At 60.6% G+C, this 21665-nt stretch carries 24 protein-coding genes; 10 read left to right on the forward strand and 14 right to left on the reverse strand.

Features of this window, described 5'->3' with window-relative positions; all coding sequences use genetic code 11:
• The first annotated feature begins 128 nt into the window (after positions 1 to 128).
• Positions 129 to 1199 carry a porin gene (locus AC07TV_RS04130; protein ID WP_494647135.1) on the forward strand — a complete coding sequence of 357 codons (1071 nt, stop codon included), beginning with the start codon at positions 129 to 131 and terminating at the stop codon, positions 1197 to 1199.
• A 188-nt stretch (positions 1200 to 1387) separates the two neighbouring features.
• Positions 1388 to 2002, forward strand: a complete 615-nt coding sequence (locus AC07TV_RS04135; protein ID WP_494647136.1) for an OmpW/AlkL family protein — start codon at positions 1388 to 1390, stop codon at positions 2000 to 2002.
• A 61-nt stretch (positions 2003 to 2063) separates the two neighbouring features.
• On the opposite strand, the gene proB is transcribed toward AC07TV_RS04135, so the two are convergent.
• The 4 genes from proB to rplU form a co-directional block, all read right to left on the reverse strand.
• Positions 2064 to 3185, reverse strand: a complete 1122-nt coding sequence (gene proB, locus AC07TV_RS04140; RefSeq protein ID WP_494647137.1) for a glutamate 5-kinase — start codon at positions 3183 to 3185, stop codon at positions 2064 to 2066.
• A complete protein-coding gene (gene cgtA, locus AC07TV_RS04145) occupies positions 3185 to 4264 on the reverse strand; it encodes an Obg family GTPase CgtA (RefSeq protein ID WP_494647138.1) in 1080 nt (359 codons plus the stop codon). The genes proB and cgtA overlap by 1 nt, the downstream gene beginning before the upstream one ends.
• Positions 4265 to 4331: 67 nt before the next feature.
• Positions 4332 to 4595: a 50S ribosomal protein L27 gene (rpmA, locus tag AC07TV_RS04150; protein ID WP_494647139.1), complete on the reverse strand. Its 264-nt coding sequence runs from the start codon at positions 4593 to 4595 to the stop codon at positions 4332 to 4334.
• Between the two features lie 17 nt (positions 4596 to 4612).
• Positions 4613 to 4924 (reverse strand): 50S ribosomal protein L21, encoded by a 312-nt coding sequence (gene rplU / locus AC07TV_RS04155; RefSeq protein ID WP_117609584.1) that lies wholly within the window; start codon positions 4922 to 4924, stop codon positions 4613 to 4615.
• A gap of 129 nt (positions 4925 to 5053) precedes the next feature.
• On the opposite strand from rplU, the gene AC07TV_RS04160 reads away from it, so the two are divergent.
• Together AC07TV_RS04160 and AC07TV_RS04165 are read left to right on the forward strand one after the other, a co-directional pair.
• A complete protein-coding gene (locus AC07TV_RS04160) occupies positions 5054 to 5398 on the forward strand; it encodes an FKBP-type peptidyl-prolyl cis-trans isomerase (protein ID WP_494647140.1) in 345 nt (114 codons plus the stop codon).
• On the forward strand, positions 5395 to 6594 hold the full coding sequence (locus AC07TV_RS04165) for a pseudouridine synthase (protein ID WP_494647141.1): 1200 nt from the start codon (positions 5395 to 5397) through the stop codon (positions 6592 to 6594). The genes AC07TV_RS04160 and AC07TV_RS04165 overlap by 4 nt, the downstream gene beginning before the upstream one ends.
• 127 nt (positions 6595 to 6721) lie before the next feature.
• Here the strand turns inward: AC07TV_RS04165 and AC07TV_RS04170 are convergent, their stop codons facing one another.
• The 6 genes from AC07TV_RS04170 to AC07TV_RS04195 all read right to left on the reverse strand — a co-directional run bounded on the left by AC07TV_RS04170 (position 6722) and on the right by AC07TV_RS04195 (position 12129).
• On the reverse strand, positions 6722 to 7159 hold the full coding sequence (locus AC07TV_RS04170; protein WP_494647142.1) for a MaoC family dehydratase: 438 nt from the start codon (positions 7157 to 7159) through the stop codon (positions 6722 to 6724).
• 67 nt (positions 7160 to 7226) lie between these two features.
• On the reverse strand, positions 7227 to 8426 hold the full coding sequence (locus tag AC07TV_RS04175) for an ABC transporter permease (protein ID WP_494647143.1): 1200 nt from the start codon (positions 8424 to 8426) through the stop codon (positions 7227 to 7229).
• A gap of 2 nt (positions 8427 to 8428) precedes the next feature.
• The gene (locus AC07TV_RS04180) at positions 8429 to 9637 is read right to left on the reverse strand and encodes an ABC transporter permease (protein ID WP_494647144.1); all 1209 of its coding nucleotides are present in this window, start codon (positions 9635 to 9637) and stop codon (positions 8429 to 8431) included.
• Positions 9638 to 9665: 28 nt separating this feature from the next.
• The gene (locus tag AC07TV_RS04185) at positions 9666 to 10379 is read right to left on the reverse strand and encodes an ABC transporter ATP-binding protein (protein ID WP_494647145.1); all 714 of its coding nucleotides are present in this window, start codon (positions 10377 to 10379) and stop codon (positions 9666 to 9668) included.
• A 4-nt stretch (positions 10380 to 10383) separates the two neighbouring features.
• Positions 10384 to 11532: an efflux RND transporter periplasmic adaptor subunit gene (locus tag AC07TV_RS04190; protein WP_494647146.1), complete on the reverse strand. Its 1149-nt coding sequence runs from the start codon at positions 11530 to 11532 to the stop codon at positions 10384 to 10386.
• A 9-nt stretch (positions 11533 to 11541) separates the two neighbouring features.
• A complete protein-coding gene (locus AC07TV_RS04195; protein WP_494647147.1) occupies positions 11542 to 12129 on the reverse strand; it encodes a hypothetical protein in 588 nt (195 codons plus the stop codon).
• A gap of 214 nt (positions 12130 to 12343) precedes the next feature.
• Here AC07TV_RS04195 and AC07TV_RS04200 point away from each other — a divergent pair, with 214 nt between their 5' ends.
• The 5 genes from AC07TV_RS04200 to AC07TV_RS04220 all read left to right on the forward strand — a co-directional run bounded on the left by AC07TV_RS04200 (position 12344) and on the right by AC07TV_RS04220 (position 18866).
• Positions 12344 to 15502 carry a hybrid sensor histidine kinase/response regulator gene (locus tag AC07TV_RS04200; protein WP_494647148.1) on the forward strand — a complete coding sequence of 1053 codons (3159 nt, stop codon included), beginning with the start codon at positions 12344 to 12346 and terminating at the stop codon, positions 15500 to 15502.
• Entirely contained in the window at positions 15502 to 16584 is a 1083-nt protein-coding gene (locus AC07TV_RS04205) for a response regulator (RefSeq protein WP_494647149.1), read from the forward strand. The genes AC07TV_RS04200 and AC07TV_RS04205 overlap by 1 nt, the downstream gene beginning before the upstream one ends.
• A gap of 1 nt (position 16585) precedes the next feature.
• Positions 16586 to 17845: a hypothetical protein gene (locus tag AC07TV_RS04210; protein ID WP_494647150.1), complete on the forward strand. Its 1260-nt coding sequence runs from the start codon at positions 16586 to 16588 to the stop codon at positions 17843 to 17845.
• 8 nt (positions 17846 to 17853) lie between these two features.
• Positions 17854 to 18264: a hypothetical protein gene (locus AC07TV_RS04215; RefSeq protein WP_494647151.1), complete on the forward strand. Its 411-nt coding sequence runs from the start codon at positions 17854 to 17856 to the stop codon at positions 18262 to 18264.
• Positions 18265 to 18515: 251 nt separating this feature from the next.
• The gene (locus AC07TV_RS04220) at positions 18516 to 18866 is read left to right on the forward strand and encodes a RidA family protein (RefSeq protein WP_494647152.1); all 351 of its coding nucleotides are present in this window, start codon (positions 18516 to 18518) and stop codon (positions 18864 to 18866) included.
• Here the strand turns inward: AC07TV_RS04220 and AC07TV_RS04225 are convergent.
• Positions 18857 to 19174, reverse strand: a complete 318-nt coding sequence (locus AC07TV_RS04225; protein WP_494647153.1) for a hypothetical protein — start codon at positions 19172 to 19174, stop codon at positions 18857 to 18859. The genes AC07TV_RS04220 and AC07TV_RS04225 overlap by 10 nt on opposite strands.
• Before the next feature lie 63 nt (positions 19175 to 19237).
• Here AC07TV_RS04225 and AC07TV_RS04230 point away from each other — a divergent pair, with 63 nt between their 5' ends.
• Positions 19238 to 19366, forward strand: a complete 129-nt coding sequence (locus AC07TV_RS04230; protein ID WP_494647154.1) for a hypothetical protein — start codon at positions 19238 to 19240, stop codon at positions 19364 to 19366.
• A gap of 45 nt (positions 19367 to 19411) precedes the next feature.
• On the opposite strand, the gene AC07TV_RS04235 is transcribed toward AC07TV_RS04230, so the two are convergent.
• The 3 genes from AC07TV_RS04235 to ypfJ are packed head-to-tail and all read right to left on the reverse strand — an operon-like array spanning position 19412 to position 21658.
• A complete protein-coding gene (locus tag AC07TV_RS04235; RefSeq protein WP_494647155.1) occupies positions 19412 to 20227 on the reverse strand; it encodes a peptidoglycan DD-metalloendopeptidase family protein in 816 nt (271 codons plus the stop codon).
• Positions 20224 to 20763: a protein disulfide oxidoreductase gene (locus AC07TV_RS04240; RefSeq protein ID WP_494647156.1), complete on the reverse strand. Its 540-nt coding sequence runs from the start codon at positions 20761 to 20763 to the stop codon at positions 20224 to 20226. The genes AC07TV_RS04235 and AC07TV_RS04240 overlap by 4 nt, the downstream gene beginning before the upstream one ends.
• A gap of 13 nt (positions 20764 to 20776) precedes the next feature.
• Positions 20777 to 21658, reverse strand: a complete 882-nt coding sequence (gene ypfJ / locus AC07TV_RS04245) for a KPN_02809 family neutral zinc metallopeptidase (RefSeq protein WP_494647157.1) — start codon at positions 21656 to 21658, stop codon at positions 20777 to 20779.
• Between the last annotated feature and the right edge of the window lie 7 nt (positions 21659 to 21665).

Below are 21665 nucleotides of genomic sequence, written 5' to 3' on the forward strand. Positions count from 1 at the left end.
ATGCCAATCACCGGTTGCTAGGGCGTTTCGCTCTTTGCGACAATCGATGCCAACTTCTCGATCCGAGAGGTAAAGCTTAATTCGGTTTTACTGCTGGATTAAAAACTAACCACTAAGGAGATTTTCTGATGCAAAAGAAACTGATCGCTCTGGCTATCGCTGGCCTGGCTTCTACCGCTGCTTTCGCACAAACCAACGTCACCATCTACGGTGTTGCTGATGCCAGCATCTCCGGCACGACCTATCTGGGCAGCACCTCTGCCCAGACCGCTTTCAAGGTCAACTCCGGCCTGCTCTCCACCTCCCGTATCGGTTTTAAGGGTGTTGAAGATCTGGGCAACGGCCTGAAGGCTTTGTTCGTTCTGGAATACGGTCTGGCTATTGATGACAACCAAGGTATCGGCACTGTCTCCGGTGGTACCAATGGCCGTCAGCAGTTCGTCGGCCTGACCGGCGGTTTCGGTACGGCTGTTGCTGGTCGTCTGCAGACCACGGGTCTTGATTTCTCGGTCGCTGCTACTGCCCTGGGTGGCTCTACCGGTCTAGGCGCAGCCTACAACGCTGGCGGCGGCACGCTGATCACCTCTGCTTCCCGCGCCAATAACGCTGTTGCTTACATCTCGCCGGCCTTCGGTGGCGTGACCGTTGCGTACAACCATGCTCGCGCGCCGTTGGCGACCGAATATGCTGTCAGCACCGCCAACACCGACAACACTGCCAACCTGCTGTCCGTCAGCTACGCCAACGGCCCGATCACCGCTGGTGCGATCTACACCAAGTATGTCCAGTCGCAAACCAACACGACTGACGACAACATCAAGGAATGGGGCCTCCGTGCCGGTTACGACTTCGGTGTTGTCAAGCTGCAAGCTCTTTACCAGCAGCAGAAGGCTGATACCACGGCTGCCGTTGGCAAGGACAAGAAGTGGGCTGTTTCCCTGTCCGCTCCGATTGGTGCCAAGGTTGCTGTTATCGCTGAATACGCTGCACTGAAAGTTGGCTCTACTGTTGCCGAAGACAACGTCAAGGTCAGCACTCTTGCTGCTACCTACGCTCTGTCCAAGCGCACCACCGCCTATGCCGGTCTGGTTGCCAAGCGCGTAGAAAACGACACCAACCGCAACCCGCTTGCCGTTCCCGCAAATCCGTACGTTTCCGACAGCAACACCTACGCTGTTGGTCTGCGTCACATGTTCTAATCTGGTTTAATCCAGTTAGAAACAAGAACGGGAGCTTCGGCTCCCGTTTTTTTTGGTTTGCGAACAAAATTAGTTGTTTGTTATTCGATATAACCTCAGTACTGGTAAGGTTTTTGACCTAGGTCAAAATGTCTAGTTCTGATGGTAATAGCATGCCCCTTTTTCATGACGATGATAGGGAGTAATAAATGGCTAAGAAGATTCTGGTTGCTGCTCTGATTGCTGCTGGCGTTCTTTCGTCTGCTGTTGCACAGGCTCAGGATGGCTCGTTCATGGTTCGCGTGCGTGCCGTCGACGTGCTCTTCGACAACGGTCAGAAGGATGGCCTTGATACCCGTGGTGTTGGCGCGATTGAAGCGGATAGCCGCTGGATTCCTGAATTGGATCTGAGCTATTTCTTCACCAAGAATATTGCAGCCGAGCTGGTTCTGACCTATCCGCAAACGGTTGATATCACCGCCAATGGCGCCCAGATTGGCAAGATCAAAGCCTTGCCGCCGTCACTGCTCGTTCAGTATCACTTTACCGACCTCGGCGCCTTCAAGCCGTATGTTGGACTAGGTGTGAACTACACAATTTTCATGAGCCGTGACAACATTGCACTGGGTGCTTCAGTTGAAAAGTCGAGTGTTGGTCTGGCTGGCCAGGTAGGTTTCGATTACATGTTCAATAAGAACTGGGGCCTCAACGTCGACGTCAAATACATCCAGATGGAAACTGATGTGAATATTGGAGCCACCAAACTTGGAACGCTGAATCTGAGCCCAATCACGGCCGGTGTAGGTGTTTCCTATCGTTTCTGATTGCCGTTTCCTGGTAAGCAAAACGGGCGCCTTGGCGCCCGTTTTGCTTTTGATAGATCCGTTAGGCGAGCAGGATCAGATTGTCGCGGTGGATGAATTCCGGTTCGTCCACATAGCCGAGGATCGCTTCGATTTCCACCGTTGATTTTCGCGTAATGAGGCGGGCTTCGCCGCTGCCGTAGTTGCACAGGCCGCGCGCGATTTCGCTGCCATTCGGGCTGATGCAGGCGACTGCTGAGCCACGTTCGAATTCGCCTTCGGCGGCGATGACGCCAATCGGCAACAGGCTTTTCCCGGCTTTCAGGGCGTTGACCGCGCCGTCGTCGAGCAGCAGGCGGCCGGCAAGTTGCAGGTGGTCGGCCAGCCATTGCTTGCGGGCGGCGAGCGGCTGGGTTTGCGAGACAAGCAGGGTGCCGACGGGCTCGCCTGCCGCCAAGCGGATGATCGGGTCGATCTCGCGGCCGCTGGCGATGGCGGTGTGGGCGCCGCTTCGAGCGGCGCGTTTTGCAGCGATAACCTTGGTGATCATGCCGCCGGTGCCGACGCGTGTGCCGGCGCCGCCAGCCATAGCTTCAAGCGACTCGTCGCCGGCCGTGGCTTCGCTGATCAGCGTGGCGCTCGGGTCCTTGCGCGGGTCGGCAGTGAATAGGCCGATCTGGTCGGTCAGGATGATCAGGGCGTCGGCTTCGATCAGGTTGGCGACCAGGGCGCCGAGCGTGTCGTTGTCGCCGAATTTGATCTCGTCGGTGACGACGGTATCGTTCTCGTTGATGATCGGCACGACGCCGAGTTCAAGCAGCGTGGTCATCGTCGAGCGGGCGTTGAGGTAACGCTTGCGGTCGGCGAGGTCGTCGTGGGTAAGCAGGATCTGCGCGGTGTGCAGGCCGTGCTTGTTGAAGGCGGCCTCATAGGCTTCGACTAGGCCGGCCTGGCCGACGGCTGCGGCGGCCTGCTTCTCATGCACGGTCTTCGGGCGCCGGCCCCAGCCCAGGCGCTGCACGCCACAGGCGACTGCGCCGGAGGAAACCATGATGACTTCCTTGCCTTGCGCGCGCAGTACGGCGATTTGCCGGGCCCAGTCTTCAATGGCGGCGAGGTCGAGACCGGCGCCGTTGTTGGTGACGAGCGCCGAGCCGACTTTGACGACGAGCCGTTTGGCGTTGGCGAGGCGGGTCTTGCTCATCATTCTTCCGTGGCGTTGTCTTCAGCGTCTTCGTCGTCGTCAGGAATTTCCGGGCGGGCCATCTGCTCCAGCGCTTCGTGGATGGCATAAATCAAAGGCTTGGTGCCTTCCCCGCTGATGGCGGTGATCGGGAAAACCGGGCCGTCGTATTTGGTGGCCTTCTTGTAGGCTTTGAGGAAGTCCTTGACGGTCTTTTCGCGGTCCTCTTCGGGGATCAGGTCGAGCTTGTTGAGGACCAGCCAGCGCGGTTTGTCGGCCAGCGCGGGATCGTGCTTGATCAGTTCGCCGACGATGGCCTTGGCGTCGCGCACAGGGTCGGAGTCGGGGTCGATCGGCGCGATGTCGACGAGGTGCAGCAGAATACGCGTGCGCTGCAGATGCTTGAGGAAGCGGATGCCGAGGCCGGCGCCGTCGGCGGCGCCTTCGATGAGGCCGGGAACGTCGGCCATGACGAAGCTCTTTTCGGCGTCGACGCGAACGACGCCGAGGTTGGGGTGCAGTGTCGTGAACGGATAGTCAGCAACCTTCGGGCGGGCCGAGGAGACGGCGCGGATCAGGGTGCTCTTGCCGGCGTTGGGCAGGCCGAGCAGACCGACGTCGGCGAGGACGCGGAGTTCGAGCGTCAGTTCGTGTTCTTCGCCCTGGTCGCCATTGGTTTTCTGGCGCGGGGCGCGGTTGGTCGATGACTTGAAGTGGATGTTGCCGAGGCCGCCCTTGCCGCCTTTGGCGATCAGAACTTTTTTCTCGTTCACGTCGAGGTCGGCCAGGATTTCGCCGGTGTTGAGGTCGGAAATGACCGTGCCGACCGGCATGCGCAGGATGATGTCGTCGCCGCCGGCGCCGTAGCAGTCGGCGCCGCCGCCGTTTTCACCGCGCTTGCCGATGAATTTGCGGGTGTAGCGGTAGTCGACCAGTGTGTTGATGTTGCAGTCGGCCACCACGTAGATGCTGCCGCCACGGCCGCCATCGCCGCCGTTCGGGCCACCCATCGGGATGTATTTTTCGCGGCGGAAAGTGGCCGCGCCGTTACCGCCGTCGCCAGCCTTGACGTAGATTTTCGCTTCGTCGATGAACTTCATTTTTTCCGCCTCTATAAACTAAAAAGCCCCATCCAGCGGACGGGGCTTTTGCTTCCGCTTGGCCGATTTATTCGGCGGCCGGAACGATGGTTACCACGCGGCGCTTTTTCAAGCCCTTGACGGAGAATTGAACCACGCCGTCCTTCAGTGCGAACAGGGTGTGATCCTTGCCGCAACCGACGTTGTCGCCCGGGTGGAATTCAGTGCCGCGCTGGCGAACGATGATGTTGCCAGCCAGGATGAATTGACCGCCGTAGCGCTTGACGCCCAGTCGTTGGGCTTGTGAGTCGCGGCCGTTACGTGAACTACCGCCTGCTTTCTTGTGTGCCATTTATTAGCTCCTTGAACTTAGGCCGCAATCGCGTCGATGCGCAATTCGGTGTAGTTCTGACGATGGCCTTGATGCTTCTGGTAGTGCTTACGACGACGCATCTTGAAGATCTTGACCTTGTCGTGGCGGCCGTGGGAAATCACGGTGGCCTTGACGGTGGCGCCAGCAAGGAAGGGAGCGCCGATCTTTACCGACTCGCCTTCGCCTGCCATGAGGACCTGGTCGAGAGTAACTTCTGCGCCAACGTCTGCCGGTATCTGTTCTACTTTAAGTTTTAGACCATTGGTAACGCGATACTGCTTACCGCCGGTTTTTATGACCGCATACATGGGTTGGACTCCGAAAATAAATCTAAAGGGTGCTACAAAGAACCGCGCATTATACGGAAATTCGTTGAGAAGTCAAAGCCTTGTCGAGGGGGTGTGGTAAACTGCCGGTCTTTGAAAAAAGGAGTTCCCATGGCTGAAATCACCACCGCCTCCGGGCTGGTCTATGAAGATACCGTTGTCGGCGAAGGCGCCGAGGCCAAGGCCGGCCAGCAGGTCATCGTGCATTACACGGGCTGGCTGACCAATGGCAGCAAGTTCGATTCGAGCAAGGATCGCAACGACCCGTTCGAATTTTCGCTCGGCATGCGTCAGGTCATCGGCGGCTGGGACGAAGGCGTCCAGGGCATGAAGATCGGCGGCACGCGCAAGCTGACCATTCCGCCGCAACTCGGCTACGGCGCACGCGGCGCTGGCGGCGTTATTCCGCCGAATGCAACGCTGGTTTTCGAGGTTGAACTCCTCGGTCTGAGATGAGCGGTTCCGACAGGGATTCCCGTCCCAAGCGGCCGTCGAACGACGCCGCTGCTGACGACCCGTGGGCAAAATGGCGCAAGCCGGATGCCCCGGCGGCTGAAGCTGAGCCGAAAAAGGCGTTTCAACGCGATGCCACGGTCAACCCGGAAAAACGGCCAAAAACGAAATCGTTCGAGGCTGCTTCGGTGCGGGCCGAGCGCGTTGGGGCGCCGGTAGAAGTAAGCGAAGAAGTGCCGGCCTTGCCGGAGGGCACGCTGGGCGTTCGTCGCTCGGCGACGCCTTCGCCACGGGCGATCAACAAAAAGCCGCTGCGTGGTGGTTCTTCGCTGCGCAAGCCGTCGGTACCGAAGGCGGCGCCGGTTGAGCCGGCCGCCCCGGCTGAGTGGAGTGTCAAGGCCGATCGTCCCGAGCGGGCGGCCAAGCCAGCGCCGGTGGTTCGCCCGCCGGTCGTCCGCCAAGGTCCGCCGCCGGAAGGTGTGCGTCTTTCCAAGGTGATGTCGGAGCGCGGCATGTGTTCGCGCCGTGAGGCGGATCTGTGGATCGAGCGTGGCTGGGTGTTTGTCGATGGCGAGCGGGTCAGCGAACTCGGTTCGCGCATCGATCCGAATGCTCAGGTGGCGATCTCGAAAGAGGCGAAGTTCGATCAGGCCAAGCAGGTGACGGTGTTGCTCAACAAGCCGGTCGGTTATGTTTCCGGTCAGCCGGAACCGGGCTTTACGCCGGCGATTACGCTGATTACGCCGGAGAATCAGGTGAAGCAGTCGGGCGACCCGGAGTTCAAGCCGTGGATGCTGCGCAGTCTGGCGCCGTCCGGTCGGCTCGACATCGACTCGACCGGTTTGCTGGTCTTGACGCAGGATGGCCGTGTTGCCAAGAAGCTGATCGGCGACGACAGCCAGGTCGAAAAGGAATATCTGGTGCGCGTTGCCGGCGAGATGATCAAGGGCGGCCTGGATCTGCTCAACCACGGTCTGGAACTCGACGGTCAGGCGCTCAAGCCGGCGCGAGTCAAGCAGCTCAACGAGGACCAGCTGCACTTCATCCTGAAGGAAGGCAAGAAGCGTCAGATTCGCCGGATGTGCGAACTGGTCGGCTTGCGCGTTATCGGGCTGAAGCGGGTGCGCATTGGCCGGGTCAAGCTCGGTGAGCTGGAAATTGGTCAGTGGCGGTTCTTGCGGGCTGACGAGGCGTTTTGATTTTTGCTATTTTTTTCGTTCCGTAGCAAGCCCGGTTGACCATGGCAAGTCGCCGGGAAGCCTGAAAAACAAAAACGCCGGCCGGTTTTTCACCAGGCCGGCGTTTTTTATTCGGGGTTGGCTGAAATCAGGCCGTGCCGCCGACTTCCTTGGCGCGAACCGGCGGCATCATGACGCATTCGCCGTCGATGACGGTCTTGCCGCCAACGGTGCACACGGTGTCGAGAATGACGCGGTTCTTCTCGAGATTGACTTCGCGCACGGTGACGGTGGCGGTGACGGTGTCGCCCGGCTTGACCGGCGCCTTGAACTTCAGGGTCTGCGACAGGTAAATGGTGCCGGGTCCGGGCAGCTTGTTGGCCAGGGTGGCGGAAATGAAGCCGGCCGACAGCATGCCGTGGGCGATGCGGGTGCCGAACATCGTGCCGCGGCAGTATTCCTCGTCGAGGTGGGCCGGATTGACATCGGTGGAGATACCGGCAAACAGGATGATGTCGGTTTCGGTGACGGTTTTGGACGTGCTGGCAGACATGCCTGGTTGCAACTGGTCGATGTGATAGGCCATGCGAACTCCTCGTGCGGTTATCAAAATTGGAAACGGAACTCTAACATACGTTAGCGTATGGTGGGGCTTACTCGGTACGCAGGGCTTCGACCGGGTCGAGGCGGGCGGCGTTCCGTGCGGGCAGGACGCCGGCAGCGAGGCCGATGGCGATGGCGATGCCTTCGGCGAGCAGGACAAAGGTAATCGGCGTGTGCACCGGCAAGGCGGGCAGGGCGAGGTGAATCAGCTGGGCCAGGCCGAAACCGAGCGCCAGCCCGAACAGCCCACCGAGCGCCGATAGCGCCACGGCTTCGCCGAGAAAGAGGGCGAGGATGGTCCGCCGGGGCGCGCCGAGGGCGACGAGCAGGCCGATTTCGCCGGTGCGCTCGGTGACAGCGATGGTCATGATGGTGACGATGCCGACGCCGCCGACCAGCAGCGAGATGCCGCCCAGGGCGCCGACGGCCATGGTCAGCACGTTGAGGATGTTGGACAGCGTTTTGAGCATCTCTTCTTGCGTCACGATGGTGAAATCCTCGCGGCCGTGGCGGTCGATCAGGTGTGTTTTGACGCGGCTGGCGACGAGAGCCGAGGGGATGCCTTCTTCGGCTGCGATGTTGATTTCATCGACGCCTTCGCGGTTGAACAACTCCTGGGCGCGGGCGGTCGGGACGAAGGCGGTGTCGTCGAGGTCGATGCCGAGGAACTGCCCCTTCGGTGCCAGCACGCCGATGATCCGGAAATGCAGGCCGCCGACGCGCAGGCGCTGGCCGAGCGGGTTTTCGCTGCCGAACAACTCGGTTTTGAGCTTCGAGCCAAGCACGACGAAGGCGCGGGCGCTGCCTTCATCGTCGGCCGGCAGGAACTGGCCGCTTTGCACGGTCGACCGGAAAATTTGCGGTAATTTGGAATTGACGCCGTAGATCAACGTCCGTCGCGTCCGGCCGTTGCCTTCGACTTCGGCATTGCCGCGCACATTGGGCGTCACGGCGACGATGTGCGGCAGGCGTTCGAGCGACTTGGCGTCGTCGAGCGACAGCGGCCGGGCGCTCGACGGCAGGCCGGACGGTGAGCCGCCGGTCTTGGTCTTGCCCGGAGCAATGGTGATGACGTTGGTGCCGAACTGGGTGAATTCGCCGAGGACGAAACGGTGAATGCCTTCGCCGATCGAGGTGAGCAAAATAACCGCTGCGATGCCGACGGCGATGCCGAGCAGGGTCAGGAAGCTGCGCAGGCGCTGGGCCGTAATGGCGCGGACGGCGAGTTGGAGGGCGTCGGTGGCAAGCATGGCTAATGCTTCATCAAGGCTTGCACCGGATCGAGCCGGGCGGCGCGGCGAGCGGGCATGACGCCGAAGATCAGGCCGGTGGCGAGTGCTGTCGTCAGGCCGGCGATGACCGCCCAGTCGGGCGGATAGGCCGGGAAGACCGGGAAGAACTGGCGCAGCGCAAAGGCGCCGAGTTGGCCGAGCAGGTAGCCGACCAGGGCGCCGACAGCCGAGAGCATGGCCGCTTCGGCAAGAAAAGCGAGGCGGATGGTTCGGGCGGTCGCACCGAGCGCCTTGAGCAGGCCTATTTCGCCGGTGCGCTGGGTGACGGCGACGAGCATCACGTTCATGACCAGAATGCCGGCGACGGCCAGGCTGATCGCGGCGATTCCGGCGACGGCCAGGGTCAGCGCCCCGAGCAGCTTGTCGAAGGTGGCCAGCACGGCATCCTGGGTGATGACGGTGACGTCCTCTTCGCCGCGGTGGCGCTGTTTGAGGGTTTCCATCACCTGCTCTTTGGTGCCCGGGATGGCATCGCGGCTGTTGGCCTCGATCATGATGCGGAACAGCGTGTTGGAATTGAACATGGCCTGGGCCAGCGAAACCGGTACGATGACCAATTCGTCAGTATTCATGCCCAGCCCCTGGCCGGTCGATTTGAGGACGCCGACGACGCGCAGCCGGCGGTCGCCGACGCGGACAAGCTGGCCGATGGCCGGATTGCTGCCGAACATTTCCTCGCGGATCTTGGCGCCGATGACAGCGACCGACGAGCCGCGATTCCAGTCTTCTTCCGGCAGGCCTTGCCCCTGGGCCAGCTCGAAATTGCGGATGGGGATGAATTCGGCCGTCGAGCCGGCGACCATGACCTCGCGCAGCTTGCCGCCGTAGTTGATTTCCGATGTGCCAACGGCAAGCGGGGCGACGCGCCGGGAGCCGGGCAGGCGACGCAGACTGCCGGCGTCGTCGATGGTCAGGTCGCGCGGCGTGCTGGTGATGGCGTTGGCCGGGTTGAAGCCGCCGGTGCCCGAACGGCCGGGCAGCACGATGATCAGGTTGGTGCCGAGCGAGGAAAACTGGCCGACGACGTAGCGTCTGGCGCCGTCACCGAGGGCGGTCAGAATGACCACTGCGGCGACGCCAATCGACATGGCCAGAACCGAGAGCGTCGTACGCATCGGGTAGCCGGTGGCGGCGTCGCGGGCGAAGCGGAGGGTGTCGGTCAGGCGCATGAGGTTGTCTTGGCGCTCATTCCCACGGTCAACCGGAAATTTCTGCCAAATTTGAAATGGGCGTCTGCCGCGAATCCGACTTCAACCGGCCGTCCTCCATGACCAGCTGGCGCCGGGCACGAGCGCCCATGCCCTGGTCGTGGGTGACGACGATCAGCGTGACGCCCGTGGCATTGAGCGCTTCGAGCAGATTGACCACCTCGTCGCCGGTATGGCGGTCGAGGTTGCCAGTGGGCTCGTCGGCGAGAATCAGCGCCGGCTGCATGATGGTGGCGCGGGCGATGGCGACGCGCTGGCGCTGGCCGCCGGAAAGCTGGTCGGGCTTGTGGTCGGCACGTTGGTCGAGGCCGAAATCCTTGAGCGCCTGGGCAACACGCTTGTTGCGCTCGGCCAGCGGAATGCCGGCCAGCGTCATCGGCAGCGCGATGTTTTCGGCCGCCGTCAGGCGCGGCACGAGGTGGAAACTCTGGAAGACGAAGCCGATGCGCGTGCTGCGCACGGTGGCCTGCTCGTCGGGTGACAGCGTCGTCACGTCGCGGCCTTCGAGCTTGTAGGTGCCTTCGTTGGGGCGGTCGAGCAGGCCGAGCAGATTGAGCAGCGTCGATTTGCCGGAACCGGAAGGCCCCATCACGGCCACATATTCGCCCGCATTGATCTGCAGATTCAGCCCGGCCAGGGCGTGAACCGTGGTGTCGCCGAGCAGGAAGCGACGTTCGATGCCGGAGAGTTCGATCAGCGCCATGCGCCTACTTCGCCTTGGCTTTTTCGTCGGGCGTGACCTTGGCGCCCGCCTTGACGCCTTCCTTGTCGAGCGAAGTGACGATGCGCTCGCCAGCGCTCAGGCCTTCCAGCACCTCGGTGTATTCCCAGTTGGACAGCCCGGCTTTGATCAGGCGCTCTTCGAGCTTGCCGCTGTCGGCGTTGAAGAGCAGCACCTTGCCGCCTTCCTGAATGGCGGCGGTCGGGATGCGCAGGACATTGTCGCGGCCGGAGAGGATGATTTCGACGTCGGCACTGTAGCCGACGAGCAGCTTGCCGGCCTCGGCAGGCTTTTCGAAATCGACTTCGATGTCGACGGTACGCGCCTGCTTTTCGACGGCCGACACGTAGGGGGCGACGCGCCGCACCTTGCCGGGTAGCATTTTGCCGGGCAGTGCATCGAGCGTGATGCGCACCGGCTGGCCGACCTGAATCTTCGGCGCGTCGACCTCGTCCATCGGCGCCTTGACGTAGAGGCAGGAGTCGTCGATCAGGTCGATGGCCGGCGGCGTCGGTACGCCCGGCGGCGACGGCGTCGAGTATTCGCCGAGTTCGCCGACGATCTTCGCGACAATGCCGTCGAACGGTGCATAGAGCGCGACACGGCCCTGCTCGACGCGGGTTGCCCTGAACTTGGCTTCGGCCTGGGCAACGTCAGCCTTGGCTGTGGTGCAGGCGGCGCGGCGGACTTCGGCTTCGGTGCGCGCCGCTTCTTCCTTGCTCGTCGAGACGAAGCCTTTGGCGCGCAGCTCGGATTGTCTTTTTGCCTCTTTTTCGGCGTTGACCGCAGCAATGCAGGCTTCCTCGCCGCGTTTGGCGCTCAAGGTGATCTGCGCCTGGGCCAGCGCCGCATTGGCCTGTTGGTCGTCGTTCCACAGCTTGAGCAGCAACTGGCCTTTCTTGACCTTGTCGCCTTCCTTGACGCCGAGGTATTCGATGCGGCCACCGATGATGGTGGACAGCTTGGTGCGCTGGCAGGCCTCGACGGTGCCAGCCCGGGTGTTGGCCAGCGTCGCCTCGACCTTGCCGACGGCCACTTCCGTGAGGATGACGGGGATCGGCTTGGGACGGGTGAAAAAGAACAGGCCAAGGCCGATGATGACGATGACGGCAAGGATGATGGCAACGCGACGCATGCTAATTTCCTAGCGAAAGCCGGGTAACCACCCGGATTGTTCATGGCCCCAGACCGGCTCAAGCGCGCCCTGGTAGAGCGCCTCGATGACCGGCGGCTCCTGCCAAGGCTCATTCATGAAAGTCAGGCCGATTTCTTCGACCGTGCGGCCCGACCAGTAATGATCGGCCACTTCGTCGAGCGCGCTGAGCGACAGGCTGTGCGGCAGGCGCAGGTAGTCGAGCCAGCTGGCGTCGTGGAAGGAGCAAATATAAGCCCCCTTGGTCCGCGAACAGGCGAGGTTCTTGCCGAAGACCTTTTGCGGGTGCTTGAGGCGGAAGGTCGTCGCATCGGTCCGCGTGGCGAACTGGAGCAGGGCATGCAGGCGGCTTGGAAAATGGTTGTAGCGACGTTGCCGGTAATACTCCAGGTGGTATTCGGCAAAGTAGTTCTGCACCGACAGCAACTGGTCGCCAGGCGTCGGCGCACCGCCTTCGGGGGAGGCCAGTGTGCCGCCGAAGGGGCTGCCCTTTAAAATGTCCCAGCCCGGCAGCTCCGACCCTGGCTCAAGCCAGCAGAAGAGCTCCAGCGTTGCGGTGTCCTTGATCAGATTGTCCATGGACCTTAGGGGTGGGGGGAATATGGCTATTCTGAACGATAGCCGGGGTTTGTCCAATCGATGGATGCAGACAAAGGAATCGGAGTGCCCAAATATATGCAAACTGGAATATGATGCAAAAGGGACAAAATGTTGGCGGGGCCTGCGTTCAAGGGTTGGTCGCCGTTGCCCTTGCTTCGATATTGCGAAGGGGTGTCGTGGTGCTTTTGGTTAAATGAATCTGCGGAAAGCCTTTTTCAGCGTATTGATCGCGCTTGCCGGGGTGCTCGTCCTGATTGCCGGCGCCACGCTGGGCGCCCTGTCGGCGTACGAAGATTCGCAAGTGGCGGCAAGGCATCGCCAGGACTCCATGGCGCTCATGGGCTCGGTCCGCCATGAGGTTGATTTGCTCAGCCGTCTGGTCAGTTCTTACGTCAGTACGGCCAACCCGCGCTACCTCATTTATTACTACGACATCCTGGCGATCCGTGAAGGCACGAAGCGGGCGCCGGACTCGGTGCCGGAAACCTTCTGGGAACAGGTCATCGGTGGAACGCTCGCTTACACGACACCTCCTCCCGGTCCCGGGGTTGCTCTCGCCGAAAGGACCAGCATGCTCGGTTTCGACGCGGGCGAGGTGTCTGTCCTCCGCCGGATTTTCCAGATTTCAGATCAGATGAAGCAGGTCGAACAGATCGCTTTTGCCGCGACGCAGGGTTTGTATGATCCGGTAAAACGCGAATTTGTCTCGGAGGCCGAACCACAGCGGGACTTCGCCAATGCCTTGCTGCATGAGGCGCGCTATTTGAAACTTCGGGCCGAACTGGCCATCGCAGTCGATGAACTTACCGGCCAGGTAGACGAGCGCACGACCAAAAATCTGGCGCGGGCCGGCGAGCACCTGTTGCGCTGGATTGTCGCAGCGCTGCTCCTCCTGCTTGCTGCCGGCGTCGTGATGGTGATCAGCTACAACTACCTGAAAAAGCATCTGCTGGCGCCGCTGACGGCCTTGCATCGGACGGCAACGGCATTGGCTGAAAAATCATTCAGTGAGCGGGTCGGCGATCTGAAGGGGGTCGAGGAGGTTCAGGCCTTGGCCGTGACGATTGACAGCATGGCAGCGGCCATCGAGGCCGATATCGCACAGCGCGAACTGGTCCAGCGTTCCTTGCGCCAGGCGCGGGCGCGGGCCGAAGTGGCGGCCGAAGCGAAATCAATTTTTCTGGCCAACATGAGTCACGAAATCCGGACGCCGATGAACGCGATTCTCGGCATGGCCTATCTGGCCCTCAAGTCCGGATTGCCGCCCCGGCAACACGACTATGTGTCCAAAATTCATACTGCGGCCCGTTCGTTGCTCGGAATATTGAATGACGTTCTCGACTTCTCAAAAATCGAGGCCGGCAAGGTGGCGCTGGAGGCAGTTCCCTTCGATCTCGAACTGGTTGTCCAGAATGCCCTGTTCATGGTGCAGCAACGGGCCGAGGGGAAGCATATCGAGCTGCTCCTCGATTTTCAGCCAACTCCGAATCTTCATCACCTGGTGGGGGACCCGTTGCGGCTTGGGCAGGTATTGATCAACCTGTTGTCGAATGCAGTCAAATTCACTGAAACCGGTCATGTTCGCCTCGTGGTCAGCGAGCGGTCGAGCGACAAATTGACATCGACCATTGTCTGCCGCGTCGAAGACACGGGTATCGGGATGACGGCGGAGCAGATCGGTCGTCTTTTCCAGGAGTTTTCCCAGGCCGATGGTTCGACGACCAGGCGCTACGGCGGTTCGGGCTTGGGGCTGGCTATTTCCAAACGGCTGCTGGCTGCAATGGGCAGCGAAATCAGGGTTGAAAGTCAGCTTGACCGTGGCTCAGTGTTTCATTTTGCCATGCAGTTGCCACTGGAGCCTTTGGTTGAGGCTGGCAGCGATGCGGAGCCGCCGATCGAATGCCAGCGGGCGCTGGTCGTTGACGACTACGCGCCGGCCCGGGAAAGCATGGCCGCCATGTTGTTGGCGATGGGCTGCGCCAGGGTCGATCAGTCGCCTGGCGGGCTGGATGCCTTGGCGCGGCTGACGAGGGCTGGAAATGATGGAGCAGCTTACGACTTGCTGTTGCTCGACTGGCTGATGCCCGACATGTCTGGTGCCGAGCTGATAGAAGCACTTCACTCGAGAGGTATTTCGCTGCCGGTCCGGACTCTCGTGGTATCGGTGGCGGATGCTTCGCTGTTGCGCCAGGAGGTTGATCATACGGGTGTCTCTGATGTGGTCCAGAAGCCGCTGTTGCCAAATGTTCTGCGCCGTGTCTGTGGCTCTGGAGTGAAGATGGAGCCGGTGGCCAGGGTGGAGCATCTGATCCCTCATCCGGGATGTTTGCAGGGAATGTCGATACTGTTGGTTGAGGATAACGAACTGAATCAGCAGGTGGCCGGGGAAATTCTCCGGGGCTGGGGGGCGAGCGTCGATGTCGCGGCCAATGGACGGATCGCGCTTGACTTGTTGTCAGCGGAGGGGGCGGAGCACTACGCGGTAGTCTTGATGGACCTCGAAATGCCTGTCATGGATGGTCGGGAGGCAACCCGTCGCCTGCGCGAGGAAGAGCGTTTCCAGGATCTGCCAATTATCGCGATGACCGCCCACGTTGCCGGGCAAGGCATGAAAGACGGATTGGCCAAAGGGGTCAATGGCTACATTGCCAAACCCTTCGAGCCGGAGGAGCTATTGGCCATGGTGCAGCCCTATTGGCGGGGATTGATCGGCCATGTCCTGCCTCCCGCTGAAGCGGGTGGTACCGATCGGGACTTTGTCGCCGCCCTGGCGGCTGTTCCACAAATTGAATCGGCGGTGCTTCTGCGCCGCTTTGAGGGCCGGTTGCCATTTTTGGCCCGAACCCTGCGTCGCTTTGCTGAAGATTGCCATGGTTGGTCCGACAGGCTCGATGCGATGCTGGCGAGTGGTGATCTTGAGGCTGCGCAACGTCAGGTCCATTCGCTCAAGGGGCTGGCCGGTACTTTCGCCATGGGCCGTTTACAGTCGGCGCTGTATGATCTTGAAAATGTCATCAAGGGGGGCGTTGTCGAGCCATTCGGGGAAATAGCCGAAGTCGATGCGCAGTTGCAGCCCTTGTTGGCCGGGATTGAGCGTATGCCAGCCACTTCGTCGGATTCGGCAGCCGCTGCCGACGAACGACCGATTGAAGTCGTGCTGGCCTTGTTGCGCGAACAACTCGGCGAAGGCGATGGCGAGGCCGAAGAGGTTTGGCGCATGAACAAGGGGCGTTTGGTCGGACTGTACTCGCCGCGGCAGGTGGCAGCCATTGACCACGCTATCGGGCAATGGGATTTCGATGAGGCGCTGCTCATTCTCGGCAGCACCAATCATGGCGGGGGCGGGCAGTGATGAGGAATAGTGCAACCATACTGGTGATTGACGACACGCCGGCCAATCTCAGCCTGCTCAACCAGTTGCTGCGTACCCACTACCGGGTCAAGCTGGCCAACGGCGGGGCTAAGGGGTTGGAGCTGGCGGCAAGTGCGCGACCGGATCTGATCCTTCTCGACATCATGATGCCGGATATGGACGGATATGAAGTCTGCAAGCGCCTGAAAGCTGACCCTGTGACGGCAGGGGTTCCGGTTATTTTTCTGACCGCCAAGGCCGGGGCGGACGACGAGGAATACGGCCTGGCCATGGGGGCGGTCGACTTCATCCGCAAGCCGATTGCGCCATCAGTTGTGCTGGCGCGAGTGCGGACCCATCTGCAAATACGGACCTGGCAAACCTTCCTTGAAGACAAAAGCGCCTGGTTGCAAAGCGAAGTGGAGCGACGTGTCAATGAAGTCCTGCGTCTCCAGGAGGCTTCGATTCGCGTCATGGTTTCGCTGGCTGAGTTCCGCGACGAATGTACTGGCAACCATATTCGTCGAACCCAGGATTACGTTCGCTTATTGGCCGAATACCTGAGCAAGCAGGAGCGCGATCGCGAATTCCTGACCGCTGAGCATATCGACCAGATCGCCAAAGCGGCGCCGCTGCACGATATTGGCAAGATCGCAATTCCTGACCATATCCTTCTCAAGCCGGGTAGGCATACGCCAGAGGAGTTCGAGATCATGAAGACCCATTCGGTCAAAGGCGAGGGAATGTTGCTACGCTCGTTGCGTGAACTTGGCGAAGAGAACCTGATGTTGCTGTACGCCGCCCAGATCGCCCGCAGCCACCATGAGCGCTGGGACGGTTGCGGCTACCCTGACCAGTTGATTGGCGAAGCCATTCCGCTACCGGCCAGACTGATGGCGGTAGCCGATGTCTATGATGCGCTGCGCTCCCGCCGTCCCTATAAACGTGCTTTTGACCATGCCGAAGCGGTTGATGTCCTGCGAGAGGGCCGCGCCAAGCATTTTGATCCACTGCTGATCGACGCATTTATGGTACTGGAAGGCGCTTTCGCCGAAATCGCCATTAAACTGGCCGACGAGTAAATTGGCCGAGACAACAAGAATTATTGATATGCCTCTAAAACTTCCGATTATTGGGGTTGCTCCCATTCTGGCTGCGCTGGCCTTGCCTGCGCAGGCGGTGGATTTCACTTGGTCCGGCTTTGGTACCGTTGGGTGGGCGGTTTCCGATAAGCCCTACAAATATCAGCGCTTTATCGATAATCACGGAACGTTCAAGCGAGACACTATTCTTGGTGGCCAGCTCGACGCCCGATTGTCGCCTCAGTGGAGCGCAACGATTCAGGCAAAGCTGGGCCCTTCCGACCACAGCGACAGTGACTGGCAGGCTTCGCTGGCTTGGGCTTTCGTCTCATGGCGTCCGAGCGATGACTGGCTGATTCGAGCTGGCAAGATTCGCCTGCCATTGATGCTCAACACAGAAAATAATGACGTTGGAGCCACTTTTGATTTTGCTCGCCTGCCGCAGGAGGTGTACTCGATTTCGCCGCTGACCGACCTTGTCGGGTTGGGGGTCAGCAAGACCTGGTTTGGCGAGAGCATGGACTGGATTGCTGAGGTATATGCCGGCAAGGTTGAGACTAATTGGCGATATTACGGGCGAGAAATGACGCCTGAACAGCCATCGCCCGGAAGCTGGTTCTACACTTATAATATAAAAAGTACTGGCTTTGTCCTGATGGCGCGGAGTCTGGACAATACTTTTCGTATTGGAGCCCATCGTGTGGAGGCATCGAGGGACGGTACGAAGATCGGGATGCCGATCGTCAATGTAGGCGGTGTTTATCGGTTTGGAACCGGTGGCGACGAAAAAGTCATCATTCCGTTGTTTACCGTCGGAGCCAGCATCCTTTTGCCGGCAGATATCAAGTTGAGTGGCGAGTACGCCCGGATCAAGATCGACAGTTCGAGCGAGGGGCTGAATCGCTGGGGGGCCTACCTCTCGCTGTCCAAGCGGTTCGGTTCCTGGACTCCCTACGTCTATTTCGCCAAAGCCAAGTCGTCAGATTCGGCGCTTGCCAAGTATCAGGCGATTAACGGCAATGTTGTGCCGGCTCCCTACGTGGCGTCCCAGAAATTTTTTGCCGACATCATCATCCCTTACGATCAGTCGACGGTGGCTCTCGGAACAACCTATCGGCTAACGCCGAGCGCCCTGCTCAAGGCTGAATGGTCTCAGGCGAACACTGGTGTCGCATCCACCCTGGTCGATGCACCTTCGGGCGGCAATAGCTCACACCAGACTATCAACGTCTTTTCGCTTTCCTACAATTTCACCTTTTGAGCGGCTTGATGCGCCGTATTCTTTTTCTCCTCTTGATCGCGTGCTTGCCAACAATAGGATTGGCTGAGGAGGCGCTCGTCTTCATCGGCTATGGTGGGGTCCCGAAAACAGAACCATCGATTCTCCAACGTTTGTATACCGGGCGAGTGGTGTCGATTGGCGAGCAGCTGGCAACCCCGGTCAATTACCCGGCCGGACACCCATTGCGCGAAAGATTTTTGGCTACGATCATGGGGCAGAGTGAAGAGCAGTACACCGGTTATTGGCTGGTGCGCCGATATGTCGGCAAAGGTGCGCCGCCGTTGGTGTTGCCGGATGTCGACGCTGTTGTCGCTTATGTTCTGGTGACGCCTGGCGCGGTCGGTTACGTCCCTTTGTCGAAAGTGCCTCCCGGCGGAAATGTGATTTTCAGGCGTTAACTCGCTAGCTTTTTTTCCGGGGAGTGATAAGCTGGGTTCGTGTTGTGGTTTGTAGCAAGCCCGGCATGAAGTGGTAGTACCCGCTACGCTGCTGGAGATTCTATGGCAGGTTTCAATAGAAGTTTTCTTGAGATTACCGTGTAGTACTCCGTAACGGCGAATAGCCGAATGCCCCAGCCAAAAGAGCCGGGGTCGCAGTAAACGAAGCCCGTGCCTGAACAGCATGGGCTTCACTTTTTCAGGGATTGAAAATGTCGATTCAACGCCACGGCACGACTCGCCGCTATTCCGACAGCGTTGTTCATGCGGGTACCGTTTATCTCGTCGAGGTCCCGTCCAACCTCGATGCCGACGTTACGGCGCAGACCGAAAACCTCCTGGCCAGTGTGGAACGGCTGCTTGCTCAGGCCGGCAGCGACAAGTCGCATTTGTTGATGGTCACGATCTATCTGGCCGACATGGCCGATTACGATGCGATGAATATGGTGTGGGACGCCTGGCTGCCGGAAGGCCACGCGCCGACCCGTGCCTGCGTGCAGGCCAGGCTTTCCAATCCGAAATATCGCGTGGAAATGGCGTTGACCGCAGCAGTTCAGGGCTGAACGTCGGCGCTGCAGTCACAGCCTTTGCCGGCCGCGATCCAGCGGGCGAGCAGTCGTTGGACGACGGGTTCGGCGCTTGCGGGTAGCAGGCCGAGATAAGTTCGCGGATTGAAGAGCAGGCCGCAGTGATAGCGTTGTTCTGCATCTGACCACTGTAGTGCCGGGCACGGCCCCTTCATTTGCAGAAAGCGCAGGCGGGCGGCCGGGCAGGTTTCCAGCGCGCAGCATACGCCGCAGCCATTGCAGGCCTGGCCTTCAGGCGGTTTGGCCGGGGCGGCAGTGTGGAGGTGAATGATCTGTTCTTGCACGTTGTGTAATGAACCATGTCTGGCCAAATTGATCAAACATCTGCAACTTTTTGAAAGGAACCCATGATGACCAAACTGATTTCCGCTCTGCTGGCTACCGTGTTCGCGCTCACCAGCGTTTCTGTACTGGCGTGTGGTGACAAGGCGAAAGATGAAAAACAGATGAGTACCCCGGCCAAGCCCAAGATTTAAGTGGTTCTGGCCAGTGCGCAGGCGGTTTCGGCCGCCTGTTTGCGTTTACGGCCGGGTGAGGAATAGTTCCGGATTGACCGGGGTGTTGTTGAGGATCACGGCCCAGTGCAGGTGGGGGCCGGTGACCCGGCCGGTGGCGCCGGCCGCGCCGATGGTTTCGCCTTTTTTTACTGCCTGGCCGGCGCGTACATCGGTGCGCGAAAGGTGCATGTAGGCCGTGATGAGTCCCTGGCCGTGGTCGATGAAAACGGTATTGCCGTTGAAAAAGTAGTCGCCGACATTGGCGACGACGCCGTCAGCCGGGGCGGTGACCGGTGCGCCGGTGCCGACGGCGACATCTAGGCCGGCGTGCGGGTTGCGCGGCAGGCCGTTGAAGACGCGGCGCAGGCCGAAGCGTGATGAGAGCGGGCCCTTGGCCGGCAGGGCGAAATCGGTGGCGGGTGGCATGCCGGAAAAGTGGCGCTTGATGGCCTCGGTGATTTTTTGTTCGCGCTCGATTCTGGCCAGATCGTCCGGGTTGGGCTCGACCTTGCGCTTGTCCTTGATGGTCAGGCGTTGTTCCGGGTAATTCCTGATCTGAACGCTGATTTGCCTGGTTGCTACGGTCAACCCGAAAAAAACGCTAATTTCGAAATCGCCGGGCAGGGTGTCGAGCGGGATGCCGAGCAGGGCGAACCAGCGCCCGTTGTCGCGGACGACGGCGATCGGCTGTTCGCCCCAGCGGGCGGTCGGGGTCGTCAGGCTGGTCGGGCCGAGATCGATGACGGCGACACCGCCCGGGACCGGCGAATGTTTGGGCAGGGCGATAGCGCTGGCGGCATAGCTCAACAGCAGGGCGAGGGCAAAGCAGGTAATTTTCATGTGTTGCTCTGGCTGGCCCACCACAAACGCAGGCGCAGCCCGATTTCGCTGGTGTAGCCCATTGCGGTGCTGCTGATGTTGCCGTCGGGGCCGACGATGACGAAAGCGGGGACGCCCTGAAAGCCGTATTGCCGGAAAATTTCGGATTCGGGATCGGCGATGGTCGGCCAGGGGTATTCGCGCTGGCGCACGGTTTCGGCGACTTTTTCTGCGGTGCCGGACTGCATGGCGATGGTGACAAGCGGCCAGTCAGCATTGATGCTGCTGATGGTGCCTGCGTTGGCTTTGCAGACGCCACACCAGTCGGCCCAGAAGTAGATCAAGAGCGCTTTGCCGGGATGCTGCTGGCGCCAGATCGTCAGATCAAAAGGTTGGCCATCGATCTGCTGTCCGACAAACTGCGGCGCCGGGCCGTGCGGGGTGTTGCGCATCTGCCAGGCCTGGAAGGTGGCAAACAGGACGACGAAAATGAGCGCTTCAAGCGCCCAACGACGCCAGCGTGGCGCCGCTTTTTGGGCGGGAGTCGTCTCGGTCAAGCGGAAGCCCGGCTTACAGGCGGTCGGTTTTGAAAGTGTTGCACTGGTTCATGTCGCCGGTTTCAAAGCCTTTCCGGAACCAGCGGACGCGCTGCTCGGAACTGCCGTGCGTGAAACTTTCCGGCACAATGCGGCCCTGCGATTGCTGCTGCAAACGGTCGTCGCCGATGGCTGAAGCGGCGGTCAGCGCCGCTTCGAGATCACCCGGTTCGAGCACGTTTTTCATGGTGTCGGTACGCTTGCCCCAGACGCCGGCCAGGCAGTCGGCCTGCAGTTCCATGCGCACGGAGAGGGCATTGCCCTCGCGCTCACTGACGCGCTGCTTGGTCTGGTGTACCTTGTCGGCAATGCCGAGCAGGTGTTGTACGTGATGGCCGACTTCGTGGGCGATGACGTAGGCCTGGGCGAATTCGCCGGGGGCCTTGAAGCGATCCTTGAGGTCACGGTAGAAGGCGAGATCGATGTAAACCTTCTGGTCGCCCGGGCAGTAGAACGGGCCCATGGCCGACTGGCCGGTGCCGCAGGCGGTCGGCGTGGCGCCGGTGAACAGCACGAGCTTGGGTTCCTGATACTGACGGCCGTTGGCGCGGAAGACCTCGTTCCAGGTGTCTTCGGTCGAGGCCAGCACCTTGGAGACGAATTTGGCCATCTGGTCGTCGGCCGGCGGGCGATGCGCGGCCGGGGCGCTTTGTTCGATGGCCGGCAGGCCGCCGCCGCTCAACATGTTGAGCACGGTCAGCGGATTGACGCCAAGAAAATAGCTGGCGACCAGGGCGATGGCGATGGTGCCTAGACCCATGCGGCCACCACCCAGACGCAGGCCACCACCGCCGCCCATGCCGCTGCCGCGGCGGTCTTCGAGGTTGTCGCTTTCGCGTTGGTCGTCCATGCGCATGGCGGTT

The organism is Azonexus sp. GW821-FHT04F04, assembly GCF_059420025.1.